This is a genomic window from Pseudomonas sp. GL_139_B (assembly GCF_057834475.1).
Genome location: NZ_CM174403.1, coordinates 3,838,517 through 3,855,619, shown reverse-complemented (window position 1 = coordinate 3,855,619; position 17,103 = coordinate 3,838,517). Strand labels below are relative to the sequence as shown.

15 protein-coding genes and 1 pseudogene are annotated in these 17,103 nt (G+C 55.5%); 10 read left to right on the top strand and 6 right to left on the bottom strand.

All coding sequences use genetic code 11. From position 1 onward, the window contains the following. Window positions 1-209: 209 nt before the first annotated feature. From hutU to AC3ISI_RS17440, 3 genes and pseudogenes are all read left to right on the top strand, one after another. Complete coding sequence (gene hutU, locus AC3ISI_RS17450) at window positions 210-1,895, top strand: urocanate hydratase (RefSeq protein ID WP_489333058.1); 1,686 nt, start codon at window positions 210-212, stop codon at window positions 1,893-1,895. 2 nt (window positions 1,896-1,897) lie between these two features. After that, window positions 1,898-3,430, top strand: coding sequence for a histidine ammonia-lyase (hutH, locus tag AC3ISI_RS17445; protein WP_489333057.1), 1,533 nt, complete (start codon window positions 1,898-1,900; stop codon window positions 3,428-3,430). Between the two features lie 355 nt (window positions 3,431-3,785). Beyond that, window positions 3,786-3,917 (top strand): annotated as a pseudogene (locus AC3ISI_RS17440) (DNA adenine methylase); the annotation flags it as partial. Between the two features lie 58 nt (window positions 3,918-3,975). Here AC3ISI_RS17440 and AC3ISI_RS17435 read toward each other — a convergent pair. Further along, on the bottom strand, window positions 3,976-4,983 hold the full coding sequence (locus tag AC3ISI_RS17435; RefSeq protein WP_489333056.1) for an AraC family transcriptional regulator: 1,008 nt from the start codon (window positions 4,981-4,983) through the stop codon (window positions 3,976-3,978). A 168-nt stretch (window positions 4,984-5,151) separates the two neighbouring features. Here AC3ISI_RS17435 and AC3ISI_RS17430 point away from each other — a divergent pair, with 168 nt between their 5' ends. The 7 genes from AC3ISI_RS17430 (at window position 5,152) to AC3ISI_RS17400 (ending at window position 11,644) form a co-directional block, all read left to right on the top strand. Continuing rightward, window positions 5,152-6,114, top strand: a complete 963-nt coding sequence (locus tag AC3ISI_RS17430; protein WP_489337742.1) for a quinone oxidoreductase family protein — start codon at window positions 5,152-5,154, stop codon at window positions 6,112-6,114. Window positions 6,115-6,127: 13 nt separating this feature from the next. Next, window positions 6,128-6,976, top strand: a complete 849-nt coding sequence (locus tag AC3ISI_RS17425) for a TauD/TfdA dioxygenase family protein (protein WP_489333055.1) — start codon at window positions 6,128-6,130, stop codon at window positions 6,974-6,976. Window positions 6,977-7,022: 46 nt separating this feature from the next. Next, the gene (locus AC3ISI_RS17420; protein WP_489333054.1) at window positions 7,023-8,363 is read left to right on the top strand and encodes an MFS transporter; all 1,341 of its coding nucleotides are present in this window, start codon (window positions 7,023-7,025) and stop codon (window positions 8,361-8,363) included. A 33-nt stretch (window positions 8,364-8,396) separates the two neighbouring features. After that, complete coding sequence (locus tag AC3ISI_RS17415; protein ID WP_489333053.1) at window positions 8,397-9,128, top strand: SDR family NAD(P)-dependent oxidoreductase; 732 nt, start codon at window positions 8,397-8,399, stop codon at window positions 9,126-9,128. 57 nt (window positions 9,129-9,185) lie between these two features. After that, on the top strand, window positions 9,186-10,064 hold the full coding sequence (locus tag AC3ISI_RS17410; RefSeq protein ID WP_489333052.1) for an SDR family NAD(P)-dependent oxidoreductase: 879 nt from the start codon (window positions 9,186-9,188) through the stop codon (window positions 10,062-10,064). Between the two features lie 36 nt (window positions 10,065-10,100). After that, complete coding sequence (locus AC3ISI_RS17405; RefSeq protein ID WP_489333051.1) at window positions 10,101-10,721, top strand: HD domain-containing protein; 621 nt, start codon at window positions 10,101-10,103, stop codon at window positions 10,719-10,721. A gap of 62 nt (window positions 10,722-10,783) precedes the next feature. After that, window positions 10,784-11,644, top strand: coding sequence for a fumarylacetoacetate hydrolase family protein (locus AC3ISI_RS17400; RefSeq protein WP_489333050.1), 861 nt, complete (start codon window positions 10,784-10,786; stop codon window positions 11,642-11,644). 1,037 nt (window positions 11,645-12,681) lie between these two features. Here AC3ISI_RS17400 and AC3ISI_RS17395 read toward each other — a convergent pair. From AC3ISI_RS17395 to AC3ISI_RS17375, 5 genes are all read right to left on the bottom strand, one after another. Continuing rightward, window positions 12,682-13,284: a transglycosylase SLT domain-containing protein gene (locus AC3ISI_RS17395; RefSeq protein WP_489333049.1), complete on the bottom strand. Its 603-nt coding sequence runs from the start codon at window positions 13,282-13,284 to the stop codon at window positions 12,682-12,684. Between the two features lie 231 nt (window positions 13,285-13,515). Continuing rightward, on the bottom strand, window positions 13,516-14,019 hold the full coding sequence (locus tag AC3ISI_RS17390) for an outer membrane beta-barrel protein (protein WP_489333048.1): 504 nt from the start codon (window positions 14,017-14,019) through the stop codon (window positions 13,516-13,518). Between the two features lie 105 nt (window positions 14,020-14,124). Further along, on the bottom strand, window positions 14,125-15,093 hold the full coding sequence (locus AC3ISI_RS17385; RefSeq protein WP_489333047.1) for an EAL domain-containing protein: 969 nt from the start codon (window positions 15,091-15,093) through the stop codon (window positions 14,125-14,127). 334 nt (window positions 15,094-15,427) lie between these two features. Further along, window positions 15,428-16,396 (bottom strand): helix-turn-helix domain-containing protein, encoded by a 969-nt coding sequence (locus AC3ISI_RS17380; protein ID WP_489333046.1) that lies wholly within the window; start codon window positions 16,394-16,396, stop codon window positions 15,428-15,430. A 198-nt stretch (window positions 16,397-16,594) separates the two neighbouring features. Beyond that, window positions 16,595-16,990 carry a hypothetical protein gene (locus tag AC3ISI_RS17375; protein ID WP_489333044.1) on the bottom strand — a complete coding sequence of 132 codons (396 nt, stop codon included), beginning with the start codon at window positions 16,988-16,990 and terminating at the stop codon, window positions 16,595-16,597. Between the last annotated feature and the right edge of the window lie 113 nt (window positions 16,991-17,103).

Sequence of the window (17,103 nt, the reverse complement as noted above, 5' to 3'; positions counted from 1 at the left end):
GCGGCATCGATACCGGGCACCTGCTAAACAGAATTAGCCCCAAAATGCAGTCTTATAGCTACAACTGATCGCGCTTTATCAGGGCTGATACAGAGTATAGGCGCCTGAAATTTCGCTTGCTTATGGTTGTATATACATGAGCATATGTATATATACCTGTGGCGGCAAACCATAAAACAGGCTGAAAGGCCCTTTCAAGAGGATTTCTAATGAGCAAGCCATCCCGTTTCCGTAATGTCGAAATCCGCGCTGCCCGCGGTAACACGCTGACCGCCAAGAGCTGGCTGACCGAAGCGCCGCTGCGCATGCTGATGAACAACCTCGACCCGGAAGTCGCCGAGAACCCTAAAGAACTGGTGGTTTACGGTGGCATTGGTCGTGCGGCACGTAACTGGGAATGCTACGACAAGATCGTCGAAAGCCTGACCAACCTGAACGACGACGAGACCCTGCTGGTGCAATCCGGCAAGCCGGTCGGCGTGTTCAAGACCCACAGCAACGCCCCGCGCGTGCTGATTGCCAACTCCAACCTGGTGCCACACTGGGCAAGCTGGGAACACTTCAACGAACTGGACGCCAAAGGCCTGGCCATGTACGGCCAGATGACCGCCGGCAGCTGGATCTACATCGGCAGCCAGGGCATCGTCCAAGGCACCTACGAAACCTTCGTCGAAGCCGGTCGCCAACACTACAACGATGACCTGAAAGGTCGTTGGGTCCTGACCGCCGGCCTCGGTGGCATGGGCGGCGCACAACCACTGGCCGCCACCCTGGCCGGTGCGTGCTCGCTGAACATCGAATGCCAACAGGTCAGCATCGATTTCCGTTTGAACAGCCGCTACGTCGACGAGCAGGCCAAAGACCTCGACGACGCGCTGGCCCGCATCGCCAAATACACCAAGGAAGGCAAGGCGATTTCCATCGCTCTGCTGGGTAACGCGGCGGAAATCCTGCCGGAACTGGTCAAGCGCGGCGTGCGCCCGGACATGGTCACCGACCAGACCAGCGCCCACGACCCGCTCAACGGTTACCTGCCAGCCGGCTGGACCTGGGACGAGTACCGCGCTCGCGCCAAGACCGAGCCGGCTGCCGTGGTCAAAGCTGCCAAGCAATCGATGGCCGTACACGTTAAAGCGATGTTGGATTTCCAGAAAATGGGCATCCCGACCTTTGACTACGGCAACAACATCCGTCAGATGGCCCAGGAAGAAGGCGTGGAAAACGCATTCGACTTCCCAGGCTTCGTACCGGCTTACATCCGTCCTCTGTTCTGCCGTGGTATCGGGCCGTTCCGCTGGGCTGCACTGTCGGGCAACGCCGAAGACATCTACAAGACCGACGCCAAGGTCAAAGAGCTGATCCCGGATGACGCCCACCTGCACAACTGGCTGGACATGGCCCGCGAGCGCATCAGTTTCCAGGGTCTGCCGGCACGTATCTGCTGGGTGGGTCTGGGCCTGCGCGCCAAGCTCGGTCTGGCGTTCAACGAAATGGTGCGTAGCGGCGAGCTGTCCGCGCCAATCGTGATCGGTCGTGACCACCTTGACTCCGGTTCGGTAGCGAGCCCGAACCGTGAAACCGAATCGATGCAGGACGGTTCCGACGCCGTGTCCGACTGGCCACTGCTCAACGCTCTGCTGAACACGGCGAGCGGCGCGACCTGGGTTTCCCTGCACCACGGCGGCGGCGTCGGCATGGGCTTCTCCCAGCACTCGGGCATGGTGATTGTCTGCGACGGTACCGACGAAGCGGCCGAGCGCATTGCGCGCGTGCTGCACAACGACCCGGCGACCGGCGTTATGCGTCACGCCGATGCGGGCTACCAGATTGCAATTGATTGTGCCAAAGAGCAGGGCCTGAATCTGCCAATGATTACTTCGGCTAAAGGAGCCTGAACATGAGTACGCTAAATCTGATTCCTGGCCAACTGAGCCTGGCCCAACTGCGTGCTGTCTATCAGCAACCGGTGAAACTGACCCTCGACAGCAGCGCCTCGGCCCAGATCGAAGCCAGCGTGGCCTGCGTGGAACAGATCCTCGCCGAGAACCGCACCGCTTACGGCATCAACACCGGTTTCGGCCTGCTGGCCTCGACCCGCATCGCCAGCGAAGACCTGGAAAACCTCCAGCGCTCGCTGGTGCTGTCCCACGCCGCCGGTGTCGGCGAGCCGATCAGCGACGCGTTGGTACGGCTGGTCATGGTGCTCAAGGTCAACAGCCTGAGCCGTGGTTTCTCCGGTATTCGTCGCGTGGTTATCGATGCGCTGATCGCCCTGATCAACGCCGAGGTCTACCCGCACATTCCGTTGAAAGGTTCGGTCGGTGCTTCCGGTGACTTGGCGCCGTTGGCCCATATGTCGCTGGTGCTGCTGGGCGAAGGCAAGGCTCGCTATAAAGGTGAGTGGATGGAAGCGACCGAAGCGCTGAAAATCGCCGGTCTGACTCCGCTGACCCTGGCCGCGAAAGAAGGCCTGGCGCTGCTGAACGGCACGCAGGTGTCGACTGCTTACGCCTTGCGCGGTCTGTTCGAAGGTGAAGACCTGTTCGCTGGCGCGGTGGCGCTGGGCGCGCTGACCGTTGAAGCGGTATTGGGCTCGCGCTCGCCGTTCGACGCCCGCATCCATGCCGCTCGTGGTCAAAAAGGCCAGATCGACGCTGCTGCCGCGTACCGCGATCTGCTGGGCGAACGCAGTGAAGTGTCCGACTCGCACGAGAACTGCGAAAAGGTCCAGGACCCGTACTCCCTGCGCTGCCAGCCACAAGTCATGGGCGCGTGCCTGACTCAATTCCGTCAGGCCGCCGAAGTGCTCGCTATCGAAGCCAACGCCGTGTCGGATAACCCGCTGGTGTTCGCGGCTGAAGGCGACGTGATTTCCGGCGGTAACTTCCACGCCGAACCGGTGGCCATGGCCGCCGACAACATGGCGCTGGCCATCGCGGAAATCGGCTCCCTGAGCGAACGCCGCATCTCGCTGATGATGGACAAGCACATGTCGCAACTGCCGCCGTTTCTGGTGGCCAATGGCGGCGTGAACTCCGGCTTCATGATCGCTCAGGTGACTGCGGCGGCACTGGCCAGCGAGAACAAGGCCTTGGCGCATCCGCATTCGGTGGACAGCCTGCCGACCTCGGCGAACCAGGAAGACCACGTGTCCATGGCTCCGGCCGCTGGCAAGCGTCTGTGGGAAATGGCGGAAAACACTCGCGGTGTGCTGGCGGTGGAATGGTTGGCGGCGGTTCAGGGCCTGGACTTGCGCAATGGCCTGAAAACTTCGGCAAAACTGGAAAAGGCTCGCGCCATCCTGCGTAACGAAGTGCCGTTCTATGAGAAGGACCGCTTCTTTGCGCCGGACATCAATGCGGCGACCGAGTTGTTGGCGACTCGTTGCCTGAATGAGCTGGTGTCTGCGAAGTTGCTTCCGAGTTTGTAATGGACTAGCAAGTCAAAGATCGACGATCTATCGCCTAGCTGCTAATTGCACATCGCGTATGATTTTGAAGAACCGGGCTCTGCCCGGTTTTTTTACCCTTTTTTAAACAGGGCTGCGGAGTGCGAGGGCTTAATTCGCCATTGCGCGCCGATCCCTTGCGATGATGTTGCACCAATTATTGCCATAAAGGGCACCGAAGTCAGGCCGGACCGCCTTTAGCTGTGGATTCGACCGGTTGAATCCACGGTCGATAGCAATCATTTCGGCGCCATCATGTTTCATTAAGCGGGCGGATGAATGACTCAGGCAAAGACGTGGAAAAATTTGCCTCGGCATCGACAATGCCGAATGCTAAGACCGTGCCCACACCTTCCAGTACATCGACCCGCCGTACTGGCAGACCACCGGTTATGGGGTGGGCTTTGCATTTGAACATTACGAACGAATCGTTGATTTCATGCGCCGCCGCAAGGGCCGGGTGATGGTTGGCAGGTTACGGTTTTCGTTCTTTTTAGTTTGAAAGAATCAGTGAAAACCGTTGAGGTTCAAAGCAGCTGGCGCTTTTCGCGACGCCACGTCGACACACTGCAGCCGAAGCGGTCCGAGAACCATCGAGAAAAGGCACTCAAGGACGAAAAACCCAGTAAAGGCGCCACATCAGACAGCGGCCGTTCTCTGTTTTCGACATATTGAATCACTAGATCGACCCGAACGGCGTCGACGATGGAGGAGTAATTCTGGCCGTGACTGGCCAGATGGCGGTGCATGGTTTTGCGGTCCATACCAAGTTGTCCGGCCACGCGCTCGGCAACACATTCCCCTTTCGGCAGCAGTGCCAGTACCAGCTTTCTGACCTTGTCTGGCATCGTCAAACCGGACTGCGCCAGTTTCGTATTCAGGAAGTCGCGGGCATGCCACGCCAGGACGGGGTCATACGACGAGATCGTTGTATCGAAATCTGTTTGGGTCAACACGATACCGTCGAAGTCCTGATTGAACAGGATTGACGAGCCAAACACGCGTCTGTGCGTGACCAGGCTGGTAGGCGCCTTGTGCTCGAAGCAGACACTTCTTGGCTTCCAGTTGGCCCCAAGGAACAGTTTCAGTATGCGGTACAGCGTACAAATAACGATCTCGATAGATTGGCGCAGAGATCCGCGCGCACCGTGTATCACTTGGAGCCTGAGGAGCGCCACGCCGTCCAATTCCTCGATGCACAGATCCATCGATTCGTTATAGAGCACAAGATGGCGCGCGACCGAACCCAATGCTTCGCGCAGCGTGGCTTCCTCGCGCAGGGCAATCGCCAATGGCCCGAGGTTGTCCAGTTGGCGCGTTTCGCCCATGCGCAGGCCGAAGTCTTCGACTCCTGAATCCTGGGCTGACTCCTCCAGCAGGCGCAACACCGACTTCGCCGGGATCTTGATATCCGGATCCAGTAACGCTGATGTGCTGACGCCGGCTTTTCGCAACTGGCGATAAGGGTCCAAGCCTGCTGCGCGGGCAACTTCGATAAAGTTTGTGAGGCTTGAGCTTCTTATCAATGTCGGCATCGGGATTTCCTCCAGTGCCCCAAAATGTAAAGTCTGCGCCCCAAAATATCAAATTCGCACAAATCCGTTCACCGATACTTTTCCTGCACTGCGATGACTCGCGAGGAAGTGAAGTCAGCGCGCCGAACGTTTTGAATCAGGAGAATTATTGTGCCCCACGCCATACGCATGCATGAAACAGGCGGCCCGGAAGTCCTGCGCTTGGAAAGAGTGGAAGTCGGCGATCCCGGTCCTGGTCAAGTTCGGCTGCGCCATGAAGCGGTCGGATTGAATTTCGCTGATACCTATTTCCGCAGTGGCCTGTATCCGATGCCACTGCCCGCCGGCATGGGTGTGGAAGCCGCCGGCGTGGTCGATGCCGTCGGCGAAGGCGTGACCAATGTCTCTGTAGGCGATCGTGTGACCTACACGGGCTTTTTGAACACGCTGGGCGCCTACAGCACCGAGCGCTTGATTCCGGCTGCACCCTTGATCAAGTTGCCCGAAGCGATCAGCTGTGAGACCGCTGCCGCCATGACCATGCGCGGCCTGACCTCGTCCTATCTGATGCGTCGCATCTACGACTTCAAGCCGGGCGACACCATTTTGTTGCATGCCGCTGCCGGCGGCGTCGGCCTGATCGTTTCGCAATGGGCCAAGCTGTTGGGCTTGACGGTCATCGGCACTGTTTCAACCGAAGAAAAGGCGGACATCGCACGGGCCCATGGGTGTGATCACACCATCAATTACAGCCATGAAGATGTGGCCAGACGCGTGCGAGAAATGACCGATGGTGTCGGCGTGAACGTCGTTATCGATAGCGTTGGCAAGAGCACCTTCAATGCCTCACTCGACTCGGTCAAGCGGCGCGGGCTGGTGGTCTGCCTGGGCTTCACTTCCGGGACCATCTCAAATTTCGATCCGCAAATCCTGGCCACCAAGGGCTCACCTTATCTGACGCGTCCAGCGTTGGCCGACTACATCGCCGACCCGGCCGAGAAGGCGGATCTGGCTGGCGAGCTGTTCGGCCATGTAGGGGCGGGCCGCATCAAGATCGAGATCAATCAGCGCTATACGCTGGAAGGTGCGGCGCAGGCGCACCGCGACTTGGAAGCGCGCAAGACTACCGGCTCCTCGATCTTCGTCATTTAGGGGAGCGGCGCAAATGAGAGTCGAACAACTGAGCTGTGCCATCGGTGCCGAGCTGATCGATGTCAACTTACGTGACGCGGTACATGACGATGGTTTGTTCGCAGCTATCCATGAGGCCTTGCTCAAGCACCGCGTGCTCTTTGTGCGCGACCAGGACATCACTAGCGCCGAACATGCAGCTTTTGCGCGCCGCTTCGGCGACCTTGAAGATCACCCGGTGGCACCCACACACGCAGACGCTCCGGGTCTGGTGCAAATCTACAAGACCCCGGACCACCCGATCGATCGCTACGAGAATTGCTGGCACACCGACGCAACCTGGCGCGAAGCCCCCCCCTTTGGTGCCGTGTTGCGCTGCGTGGAATGCCCGCCGGTCGGTGGCGATACCCTGTGGGCCAACATGGTGCTGGCCTACGAGAAGCTGCCGGATGACGTCAAGGCGAGGATTGCCGACCTGGTTGCCAGCCATAGCATCGAGTCCAGCTTCGGTGCCGCCATGCCGAAGGAAAAGCGCCTCGCGCTGAAAACCCAGTTTCCAGATGCCGAACACCCGGTGGTGCGTACGCATCCGCAAACGGGTGAAAAGATCCTGTTCGTCAATGCTTTCGCGACGCACTTCGTGAATTACCACACCAGGGAAAGGGTGCGTTACGGCCAGGATTACAACAAGAGCGGCGGTGAACTTTTGCAGTACCTGATCAGCCAGGCCTACATCCCCGAGTATCAAGTGCGCTGGCGCTGGAAGAAAAACAGCGTGGCGATCTGGGATAACCGTTCGACCCAACATTACGCCGTGATGGATTACCCGCCCTGCCATCGCAAGATGGACCGCGCCACCATCATCGGCGATCAACCTTATTGAAACATGCCAGCCCCATCTCCGTAGTACAGACCAAGAGGGCACACCCATGCAGGAAGAATCTGTCGCTTCGTTTGCAAAAGCAGGCCTTCGGTTCGAGGCTTCAGCCTCGCGCGTCTATCCCTGGCTGGTATTTGCCATCATCTTCGGCCTGATGTTGTCAGACTACATGTCGCGGCAGGTGCTCAGTGCCGTGTTTCCCCAGCTGAAAACCGAATGGATCCTGACCGATGCCCAGCTCGGTTTGCTCAGCGGTATTGTCGGTCTGATGGTTGGTTTGTTAGCGGTCCCGGTCGCTGTGTTGGCCGATCGCTTGGGACGCGTTAAATGTGTTGTGCTGATGGTGTTGTTCTGGAGCCTCGCCACCCTGGGGTGCGGCTTCGCGCAAAACTATGGTCATATGCTGACCGCGCGTTTTTTCGTGGGGCTGGGTGAGGCCGGTTACGGAAGTGTCGGTCTCGCTATCATCCTGAGTATTTTTCCCTCTGCCATGCGCGCCACTCTGACCGGTGTATTCACTGCTGCGGGCATGTTTGGTTCGGTGCTGGGCATGGCTGCAGGTGGCGTGTTGGCTACCCACTTTGGCTGGCGGGCCGCATTCATTGCCATGGCCCTCTTTGGCCTGCTGCTGGTGCTGGTTTATGTATTCACCATCACCGAGTCCCGCGTTGCCCGGTATGTACATAAGCATTCGTCCGAAGGCGTGAATGGTGCGAGCCGTCTGGGCAAAATGGACCGCAAGTTGCTGCGCAAGATCGTCAAAGCGTTGTTTGGCGCTCCTACGCTGGTTTTCACCTATGTCGCCAGTGGCCTGCAGCTGTTTATCGTATACGCCATCATCGCCTGGATGCCGAGCTACATTAACCGCTACTACGGTATGGTCCTGGACAAGTCAGCATTGGCAGCGGCTTTGCTGCTCATTGCCAGCGGGATCGGCATGGCCGTGTGCGGTGCCTTCGCCGACAGGTCCGGGCGCAAGGCGCCTGAGAAACAACTGACGCTGGCGATCAAGCTCTGTCTGGGAGCCTGTGTATTGCTGATGATCGCCATGCGCTTGCCGCCGGGCGCTGCACAATTTTCCATGATCGCCATGGGCGTCTTTTTCGCTGGTGGTAGCTATGGTCCCGCTGGCGCCGTAGTGACCAATCTGGTGCACCCATCCATCCACGCAACGGCCATCGCCACGCTCGTGCTGGCCAACAATCTACTGGGCGGTGCGCCAGGCCCTTACCTGACAGGCGTGCTGGCCGACCATATTGGCCTGCTGGAAGCCTTCCAATGGATCCCGCTGATTTCCATCGCCGCCGCGCTGGCATTTGCTTGCGCGAGGGCTAGCTACGCACGTGATCTACGCCGTTTCGAGACAGACAACCTGCAGCACCTCTTTTGAATTTTCATCCTACTGGCAATAAGGGAACAGATCATGATCCAAACCAATCCCAACCCGCTTGAGGGTAAGGTCGCCATCATTACCGGCGCTGGTCGAGGCATCGGTCGCAGCGTGGCCATCTCTTATGCAAAGGCTGGCGCTGCCGTGGTATGCAGCGCTCGCAGCGACGCGGAAATCGCAGAAACGGCCGCTTTGATCAAGGCTGCGGGTGGTCAGGCGATTGCTCATGTCGCTGACGTGGGTGACTACACTTCGCTGGTCTCTTTATTTCAGCGCGCCAGCGATGAATATGGTGGAGTCGATATTGTGGTGGCCAATGCCGGTGTCGCCACCGAGCAACGTCGGATCGAAGACAGCGACCCGGAGTTGTGGCGCAAGACGATCGACATCAACCTGACCGGTGCGTACTACACAGCACATGCCGCCATCCCGCATCTGCGCAGGCGTGGCGCTGGCAAGATCATCATGATTGGCTCCGGTCAGCGCAATCGTCCTGCGTCAGGATTTTCGGCTTATTCCTGTTCCAAGAGCGGCATGTGGATGCTCACTCAATCGCTGGCGCTGGAGCTGCATGAATACAACATCAGCGTCAACGAACTCATTCCTGGTCCGGTCAAGACCGACATGACCCGCAATGCGGTCATCCCTGCGGGGGAGTGGTTCAAGTCCCCTCAGGAGGTGACGCCTATGGCCTTGTTCATGGCGAGCATGCCCGACGGTGGCCCGACGGCCCAGAGCTACAGCCTTATGCGCCGACCTGCCTGAAACATGGCCGCGAATACGCGCTGAAGAATCGATCGTACCTAAATCCGGGAGAGCGCCATGCAGTCGTCACAGCAATCACAACGAACCGAACATGCGACAAGCGACAGAACTCAAGGCAAGCTCGCTGGCCGCATTGCCCTGATCACCGGTGCAGGCCGCGGTCTTGGGGGCAGCATCGCGGTGGACTTGGCCAAGGCTGGCGCTGATATCGTTATCTGCGATATTGACATGCCAGCCCTGGAAGAAACCCGGCAAAAAGTGGAAGAGGCGGGCGCAGCCTGTCTGGCATTGCGCTGCGACATCACTTCAAGCCGTGAGGTGTCAGAGATGTTTGCCAGCGCCGTAGAACGTTTTGGCACGCTGCATATTCTGGTGAACAACGCGGCGGTCGCCCCCACCGGAAAAGCCGACGCGGAACGACGCAACAAACACTACGCCTACATGACCACGCCAGTGCCTCGTCAGTCTCTGGGCTTCACTAGCCAAATCACCGATGAGGACTGGCTCCGCTATTGGGATGTCAATGTACATGGCATGTTCTACTGCACGCGCGCAGCCCTCAAACTGATGGAGGCGCAGCAGTACGGCAGGATCATTAACCTGGCCTCCATTGCAGGTTTCTCCACCATCAGCCTGCACAGCCCCCACTACTGCGCCACCAAAGGGGCCGTTATTGCGTTCACCAAGTCAGTCGCTGCGGAAGTGGCCGGTGCCAATATCCTCGTCAACGCGCTGGCGCCGGGAGGCGTGTCGACTCCATTCTTCGAGGAATACCTCGATTCTATCGGTGAAGAAGGCAGGAACAGATTCTGGCAGATGATCCCCGCGGGGCGTTTCGGCCAGATGGAGGAATATGCCTCCATGGCGACGTACCTGGCGGGAGACCACTACTTTGTGGGACAGGTGATCAGTCCCAATGGTGGGGCCGTAGTTTAAATGAAGTGAACCGTAGGCCATCTGGCACGCATGCAGATGGCCACCCTGCACGGCACATCAGAAATAAAGGTTCCCATGATGAAACTGGCGACATTCAAACGTATGCAAGACAGCACTCAGGAAGACTGGGACATCATCAAACCCCAGGCAGCGAAATATTTCAGCGGACTGCCTGAACGCGTACTGACGCATCTGAAACTACTGAAAGGCGACTTCAGCGGTTTTCCCATCGACCGCTACAGCCACTGTCTGCAGAGCGCCACACTGGCCTTGAAGGACGGACGCGACGAAGAGTATGTGGTGTGCACCCTGCTGCACGATATTGGCGATACGCTGGGCTCATACAACCATCCCGAAGTCGCGGCGGCGATCCTGAAACCGTTCGTATCCGAAGCTAACGTGTGGATGATCGAGCATCACGGCATTTTTCAGGGGCACAATTTTTTTCACTACATCGGCATGGATCGCAACATGCGTGACCAGCTCAAGAGGCATCCGCATTACGAGCGCACGGTGGAGTTTATCGATAAATACGACAGCCCTGCTTTCGATCCCGATGGCGAAATTTACCCGCTGAGCACCTTCGAGCCAATGGTGCGACGAGTAATGGGAGCGCCCAAGCGATCCATCTACAAGGCGGTAATGGACATAGAGTGATTGTTTCGGGAATGGTATGTAAAAGCTGGTAGCACTCAAGCAAAGAAATTGAGGAAAGAGGCATGCGATTTCAAGTATTCAAGTCGGACGGCAAGCAAGGTTTGGGCGTTGTGGATGCAAAAGGACAGTTGCGCGGTTGTTTGGAGGATGAAGATGTCTACCCCGGAACCTTGGAAACCTTGATCGAGAAAGGTGACGAAGTGCTTCAGGCAGCCGGACGGTGTCTACTGGATGGGCGCGTATTCATCGCCACAGACGTTGAAGTGCTGCCGCCGTTGCAAAGTCCGGGCAAGATCATTTGCATTGGCTTGAACTACCTGGAGCATGCAAAAGAAGGCGGATTCCAGCCCCCCATCTATCCGGCTGTTTTCGCCCGATTTCAGTCAAGTTTGATCGGTAGCGGCGCGCCTCTGGTGCGGCCGAAAGCTTCGGAACAATTAGACTTTGAAGGTGAGCTCGTTGTCGTCATCGGGAAACCCGGACGCCACATCGCCCAGGAAAAAGCGCTTGAGCACGTGGCAGGTTATTCGGTGTTTAACGATGGTTCCGTGCGCGATTTCCAGATGAAGGGTGCGCAATGGACGGTCGGGAAAAATTTCGACGGCACGGGCGCTTTCGGCCCTTATCTTGTCACCCCTGACGAGGTGCCGGCAGGCGGCAAGGGATTGCACGTGCAGACCCGTTTGAACGGTACGATTGTGCAAGACGCTTCCACCGACGACATGATTTTCGATGTCGCCACGTTGATTGCCTTGTTGAGCGAAGCGCTCACGCTCCAGGCTGGCGACGTCATTGTGACCGGCACACCGCCAGGAGTCGGATTCACCCGCCAGCCGGCGCTTTACATGAAAGCAGGAGACGTGTGCGAGGTCGAGATAGAAGGCATCGGCTTGTTACGTAATCACGTGGTAGATGAATCCTGAGTGTTCAACAGCGGGCAGGGACGGTGACGTGAATCTGAGTGCGTTTTGGTTGCAACAAACTGCTCATCGGATTTTTAAGATGCTCACTTGATCTAGTGGCTAGTAGCCGCTATTCCTTAGGTCACTGACATGTGGGTACTACAGGGAAAAACCAATATGGCGAGATTCGTTGTTGTCCCCTCGATACCAAAGGAAACCGGATCAACACGCAGCGGGGCACGTTTCTATTGCACGACGGCCCCTATAGATTTCGACATTTACGACAATGAAGGTAAGTGCAGGCTAAAAATTTGCTATGCGACCCGAGTTGAGGCCAATACAGAATGTGAGCGGATGAATTCTGAGACTCTTGAAAGCGCGCTAGCTGCGTACGCCTGCGTTAACTAACCATAATCTTCGCCACCCAGAGCAGCAACGGCGCTGCATGCGTGAACGCTGTTCATGCTCAGCGCCTATTTCCAGATGTCGAAAAATGCTGTGCTAAAGCATCCACTTCATCAGGATATGAGAGGCGATCCAGGGGGAAGCCTCGGCTACACACCATGCAATCGTTAGAGTGACGGACAAGTAAGCTGCAAAAAACCTGATCACTGCACGCGTTTCCATCGCCTTCATCCCCATGATGGGTTTCTTTCCCTTGGACGCAATTCAACGCTCCCGGTTCAATACCGGTCATCGCGGGAATTCGAGCGTGCCTGATTCCATGCTCAACCCGGGCATTCGCAAAAACGTCGTGAATTCCGAGGGCCATCTGCGGGGCATACAAGCGGGGAGGGGTAGGGCGTTCTAAAACAAAAAGCCCGCACATGGCGGGCTTTCTGTATGGGGTCAAATCCTTTTGTCTGCTCAATCTGCGCTCCATCCTGTGAGCACTTCGTGAAAAGTATGTCGCAGGAACGAAAAAGCCCGGCGCAGTGGCCGGGCTCTTTATACACGTAGCCAAATCCCTTTGGCTGACTGCATTGTGCCGGGTGGATGTGACGAAGGTGTGACAGGCGGTAGATGCTGATCAGTCCAGAATCTAGGGTGTTGCTGTGTCAAAACCAGCTGCGATCATCCTCCAGCTCTTCGCGGCACTGCCTGAGCTGCGAATGGTAGTTCTTTGACTGTTGCTCTACTTTGCGTGCCACCTGCATCAACCATGGCTTGCTGCGATAGGTGCCACGACGAAAGCCGCCACGTCCTTCGTGGTAAGCCAGGTACTGATTGTAGGCGTCCCCTTTGGAGATCCCGAGCTGGCTGTGAGTGCCAGTGGTGTACCAGCCGATAAACATGATTGCGTCATCATAGTTGTCACGCGAGCCGCCGTTGCCGGTCATATCCTTGTACTCACCCCAGACAGGGTCTAAGGCTTGCGCATAACCATAGGCAGAGCTGACTCGCCCCCACGGAATCACCCCAAGCACGTAGTCACGGGGAGGTAATGCATCGGATACGAAACTGCTTTCTTGTTTCATGATCGCCATCGCAACGTGTTGAGGTGTACCCCATTCTTTTTGCATCTCTAACGAGTCTTCGTACCAGTCAGGGTACTCACGATAGATATTGCACAGATTATTCGGATCCTTTGGCGGCGCTGTCGTGCAGCCCGTCAAGATCGTCAACACTAGCAACAGTGCCCCAGTTCGCCCTGGTTTCATCTATAGCCCTCAAAAAATAAGGGCGTTAGTTGCCCTCTGCTTGCAGCACAGAACTTGTGTAAAGCAGACCATTCGATGTCACTGCGCAATGAGTAGGGAGGCAGCGAATGCCAGCTGCTCGAAGGGCAGAATTGCCAGTGGTGACGCGCGGATCGACAAGGCAAGTCCGGCGAGGAGGATGGTCTCAGGGTGTGCGTTGAGCGACCAATGGCCGCTCAATGCAAGTTGGCGTTAAAAGAGAATAAAAGCAGAGGCTGTCGTTTGATTCAGGTCGATGTCGCCAACCTCCAGCACTTCATATTCAGCGCGGATACCGATGTTGCGAAACACGTCAAATTCAACGCCGGCGCCGTAGGTCAGATCCACCCCGGTGTCATCATCGCTGGCATTGCCGTCAGCATCCCAGGCATGAGCACCGACACTGCCGTAAAGGCGCACCCGGTCTCCCAGCGGAAAGCCGATATGGGCGCTGGCCTGGACAGATTTGCCTTCGAAATCCAGGTCCTTATCCTCTAACTCGCCGAGATCAACGTAGGCGCCCTCGAACGCCAGATAGCCGTTGAGACGATAGCCTGCAAAAACCTTATAACTGGAGGCTTCGTCGCTCAGTTGGGATTTGTCAGCTTCAATGTTGCTTACGCCAGCTCCAAGATACAAACCTTTGTCATCCTCCGCGAGTGCCTGAAAAGACAGCAACGAAAGCAGTGAAACGAAGCCAAGGTTTCGAAAAAACATGTGAGGTGGAGTCCTTTTACAGGTTGTCGATTGTGAGGTGTACGCTGAGAATTTTAGTGATCGCGAAGACTGATAGAAGTCATTGATTGATATTTTTGAGTCACTTCAATCAGTGTGAGGACTGATGTTTGCGGGGCATTGAAAATACCGTCTTGCCAATGCCCGAACAGAGAGCTCTTTGGAAAACAACCAGCCTTGAGCCAATACCACACCTTCTGAAGTCAAGTGCGTTAGTTGCTGTTGAGTTTCGACACCCTCGGCGACGACATTGAGCTTTAGGGTCCTGGCGATTTTGGCAATATGGCGCCACATAGCATCCTTGGCGACGATGGTGTCGTGCTTGATGTATGTAAGATCTATTTTCAGTATGTCGACTGGTACTGATTCGATGAGCGAGAGGCGCAGGTAGCCGGAGCCAACGTTATCAATGGCGATACGATGCCCGCATGCTCGAAGTCTGTGCAACTGAGTCGCTGTGCTCTTCTGGTCTAACAAGTTTTTTTCGGTGACTTCAAAGACGATGGCAGTGGCTGGCAAGTTGTACGTTGCCATGATGCTGGCCACAAAGTCCGGAAAGGTAGGATCGAGAATGTCTTGAGCGGAAAGATTGACGGTGATGTAGAAATCCTTACACGCCCAAAGATAAGTGCAGTAATCCTCCGCAACTCGGCGTATGAGCGAGCGCGTAAGCTCGCAAATCAGGTCGGACTTCTCTGCCTCCGCGATGAATACGTCCGTCGGGATGGCGACTCCTTTCGAGTACCAGCAAGAAAGCGATTCGGCCCCGACCAGGTTACCCGTCCGCAAATTTACGATGGGGTGGTAGTGAACATCCAACTCGTTCGCGCTTATGGCCTTGCGAAGCTGAACGGCGGTTGAGGTGTAATACCTTTGAATCTTCCGTGTGCTGTAAAATATTGCTCCCAGCATAAACGCCAGGGTAATGAATAACGTCCATCCAGGACCCGGATGCTCATCAATACTCCCGGCACAAAACCATGCGGCCAAACCCGCCGCTGTTGCACATAAAGCTAATGGGGGCCTTCTAAGCAACGCTTTATACGCCGAAACCATAAAAACTCCGAAACACAGCACTTCAATTGGGTGGGGGCTGAAGAATTAAAGGTGCGCGTTGTTAATAGTCCATCAGCCAGGCCAGTGCCAAACCACTAAAATAGGCGAGAAGACAAAATATGATTTTTTGCTTGAGCGGCAGTGAATTTAATCGATAGCGCATGCTTACCCCCTTGAGTTAGAAGTAAGCAAGGTTGGTGGTTCAGAGTGATGGATGAAAATTAATGATTGTTATTTTCTGCGAATTGATTTTTCTAGGCGGTGCGTTTGTTGCAGTTAATGAAAAGCGCCTGCAGCATCCCACATGAGTAGTGTCACTTGCCATCTAACGTATTCAGCAGTTGGGCACAGTCAATTTTGCAGCGTTGCGCCTGGTGGTTTCGGAGGGGGTCACTCCATAAGCATCCTGATAGGCCTTGGAAAATCGACTTAGATGTTGAAAATTCCAGTGCATTGCAGTTTCGGTAACCGTTGGCCATGTATTACGGATCAAGTCTCGGCGGACATTGGCGAGTCTTAAATTTCGAACGTAAGCGATCGGCGAAATTCCGAATGTTTCGACGAATCCATGGTGCAAGGTGCGAGTTGTAGTCTCGAGCTGTTTGACTAGCGCCTTCATACAGAGCGCTTTTTTCAGGTTGTCATGAATGTATTCTATCGCTGCCATCGCGACCTTTCGTCGGGTTGGGACTTTTAGCGAGGAGCGTCCAGCAGGCGTCAGTACCCGGAGTAGAGAAATCAGCAGTGTACTTTCGATGCCGGAAGTATCAGAGCGGCTGTGCTTCTCTACAGGTGGATTATTAGCGTCGATAAAGTACGTGTTGATGGTTTGAGTGGCAGATTGTATGGATTTGAAATTTGCAACCTGAAAGCGGTATTCCTTTCGATTTGCAAGCAAATCGATAGTTGAGTGGCTTTCCAGGCACTGTTTGTAGTGTTCTAAAGTCGTGGTGAGTGTGAAAAGAGTTTCATTCGGCTCGCAAGTGTAATGTACGGGCTCGTCGCTGGTCATCACAATGATTTCGTTAGGTCGTAATTCATGATTATTTATAGTGGGGCGGCCAACGGTAGCCTGTGAAATGGCAAAGGTGACATAGCCATGAGGTACAGAACTGATAATAGTGACCGCTGAGTCAAACTCCAGTCGGCTGCATTGGATTTTTGGACTATGAATGAGCTTATGCTGTCGAATGCTTGCTTCACGCTCTGAAGGGACGAGGTTCATATCCCATAGGCCAATTGTTCTATGGGGTTGTTCCGCAGGCGTAGAGGTTACACGAAAGACTTCATCGGGAATGCTCATGGAGTTGAACGCTCTTCAGCTAAATGGATAGTGCTATGCAGTGTGTGTCAGCGACTGTGGTGTCGGTCGTCAACGCAAATCAGTTGGGAGAGTTTACGAGCGATCCATTTGACCGCTCATTGACAGTGACGTCCATAAAAAATAAACGCTGAGTGTAACAATTCGTTTACTTCTAAATCCTCACATTCAGCGTATTGACTATGACGCAAAGGCACCTGGCTCGACTTCACCGCTGTTGTCATTTTTTTCAGACTTTGATGTCACTGACTCCGGCATGAGCTCCAATGCCGCTGAAAAAACGTACGCATCGGTCAGTGGTATATCCAAAAGGCTTTGAAGTTTGGACGGTGCTATTTTCGAACCAAAGATGGCGGTCTTTTGACTTGTTGGACCGATGGCTGAAGCATCAAAGGCAAACAGATCATTGACACGATAATTGGTGGGAATTTTATATCTGGCTTTTTCATTGCTCAGTGTTTTTTTGTCGCTTTCAATATGTGTCAGGTCAACGCTCTGATGTTCATCTTCGTAGGCCATGGTCTTGACAGAGAGCAATACACCAAACGATACGGTTGCGAGATTTTTTAGCTGCATTGACGTGCTTTCCTTATTAGTGACTTTTCAGGCAGAGCAAAGTGTCAGCCGCATCATTGCCACGGCTTGGGCTGTAGATAATCTCGCTCCCACGAGGCTTATTAAAGTCAAAA

What these genes read in the sequence shown, in the direction of transcription:
- hutU (WP_489333058.1), top strand. Translation starts at nt 210, where the DNA reads ATGAGCAAGCCATCCCGTTTCCGTAATGTCGAAATCCGCGCTGCCCGC.
- hutH (WP_489333057.1), top strand. Translation starts at nt 1,898, where the DNA reads ATGAGTACGCTAAATCTGATTCCTGGCCAACTGAGCCTGGCCCAACTG.
- AC3ISI_RS17435 (WP_489333056.1), bottom strand. Translation starts at nt 4,983, where the DNA reads ATGCCGACATTGATAAGAAGCTCAAGCCTCACAAACTTTATCGAAGTT.
- AC3ISI_RS17430 (WP_489337742.1), top strand. Translation starts at nt 5,152, where the DNA reads ATGCATGAAACAGGCGGCCCGGAAGTCCTGCGCTTGGAAAGAGTGGAA.
- AC3ISI_RS17425 (WP_489333055.1), top strand. Translation starts at nt 6,128, where the DNA reads ATGAGAGTCGAACAACTGAGCTGTGCCATCGGTGCCGAGCTGATCGAT.
- AC3ISI_RS17420 (WP_489333054.1), top strand. Translation starts at nt 7,023, where the DNA reads ATGCAGGAAGAATCTGTCGCTTCGTTTGCAAAAGCAGGCCTTCGGTTC.
- AC3ISI_RS17415 (WP_489333053.1), top strand. Translation starts at nt 8,397, where the DNA reads ATGATCCAAACCAATCCCAACCCGCTTGAGGGTAAGGTCGCCATCATT.
- AC3ISI_RS17410 (WP_489333052.1), top strand. Translation starts at nt 9,186, where the DNA reads ATGCAGTCGTCACAGCAATCACAACGAACCGAACATGCGACAAGCGAC.
- AC3ISI_RS17405 (WP_489333051.1), top strand. Translation starts at nt 10,101, where the DNA reads ATGGCCACCCTGCACGGCACATCAGAAATAAAGGTTCCCATGATGAAA.
- AC3ISI_RS17400 (WP_489333050.1), top strand. Translation starts at nt 10,784, where the DNA reads ATGCGATTTCAAGTATTCAAGTCGGACGGCAAGCAAGGTTTGGGCGTT.
- AC3ISI_RS17395 (WP_489333049.1), bottom strand. Translation starts at nt 13,284, where the DNA reads ATGAAACCAGGGCGAACTGGGGCACTGTTGCTAGTGTTGACGATCTTG.
- AC3ISI_RS17390 (WP_489333048.1), bottom strand. Translation starts at nt 14,019, where the DNA reads ATGTTTTTTCGAAACCTTGGCTTCGTTTCACTGCTTTCGTTGCTGTCT.
- AC3ISI_RS17385 (WP_489333047.1), bottom strand. Translation starts at nt 15,093, where the DNA reads ATGGTTTCGGCGTATAAAGCGTTGCTTAGAAGGCCCCCATTAGCTTTA.
- AC3ISI_RS17380 (WP_489333046.1), bottom strand. Translation starts at nt 16,396, where the DNA reads ATGAGCATTCCCGATGAAGTCTTTCGTGTAACCTCTACGCCTGCGGAA.
- AC3ISI_RS17375 (WP_489333044.1), bottom strand. Translation starts at nt 16,990, where the DNA reads ATGCAGCTAAAAAATCTCGCAACCGTATCGTTTGGTGTATTGCTCTCT.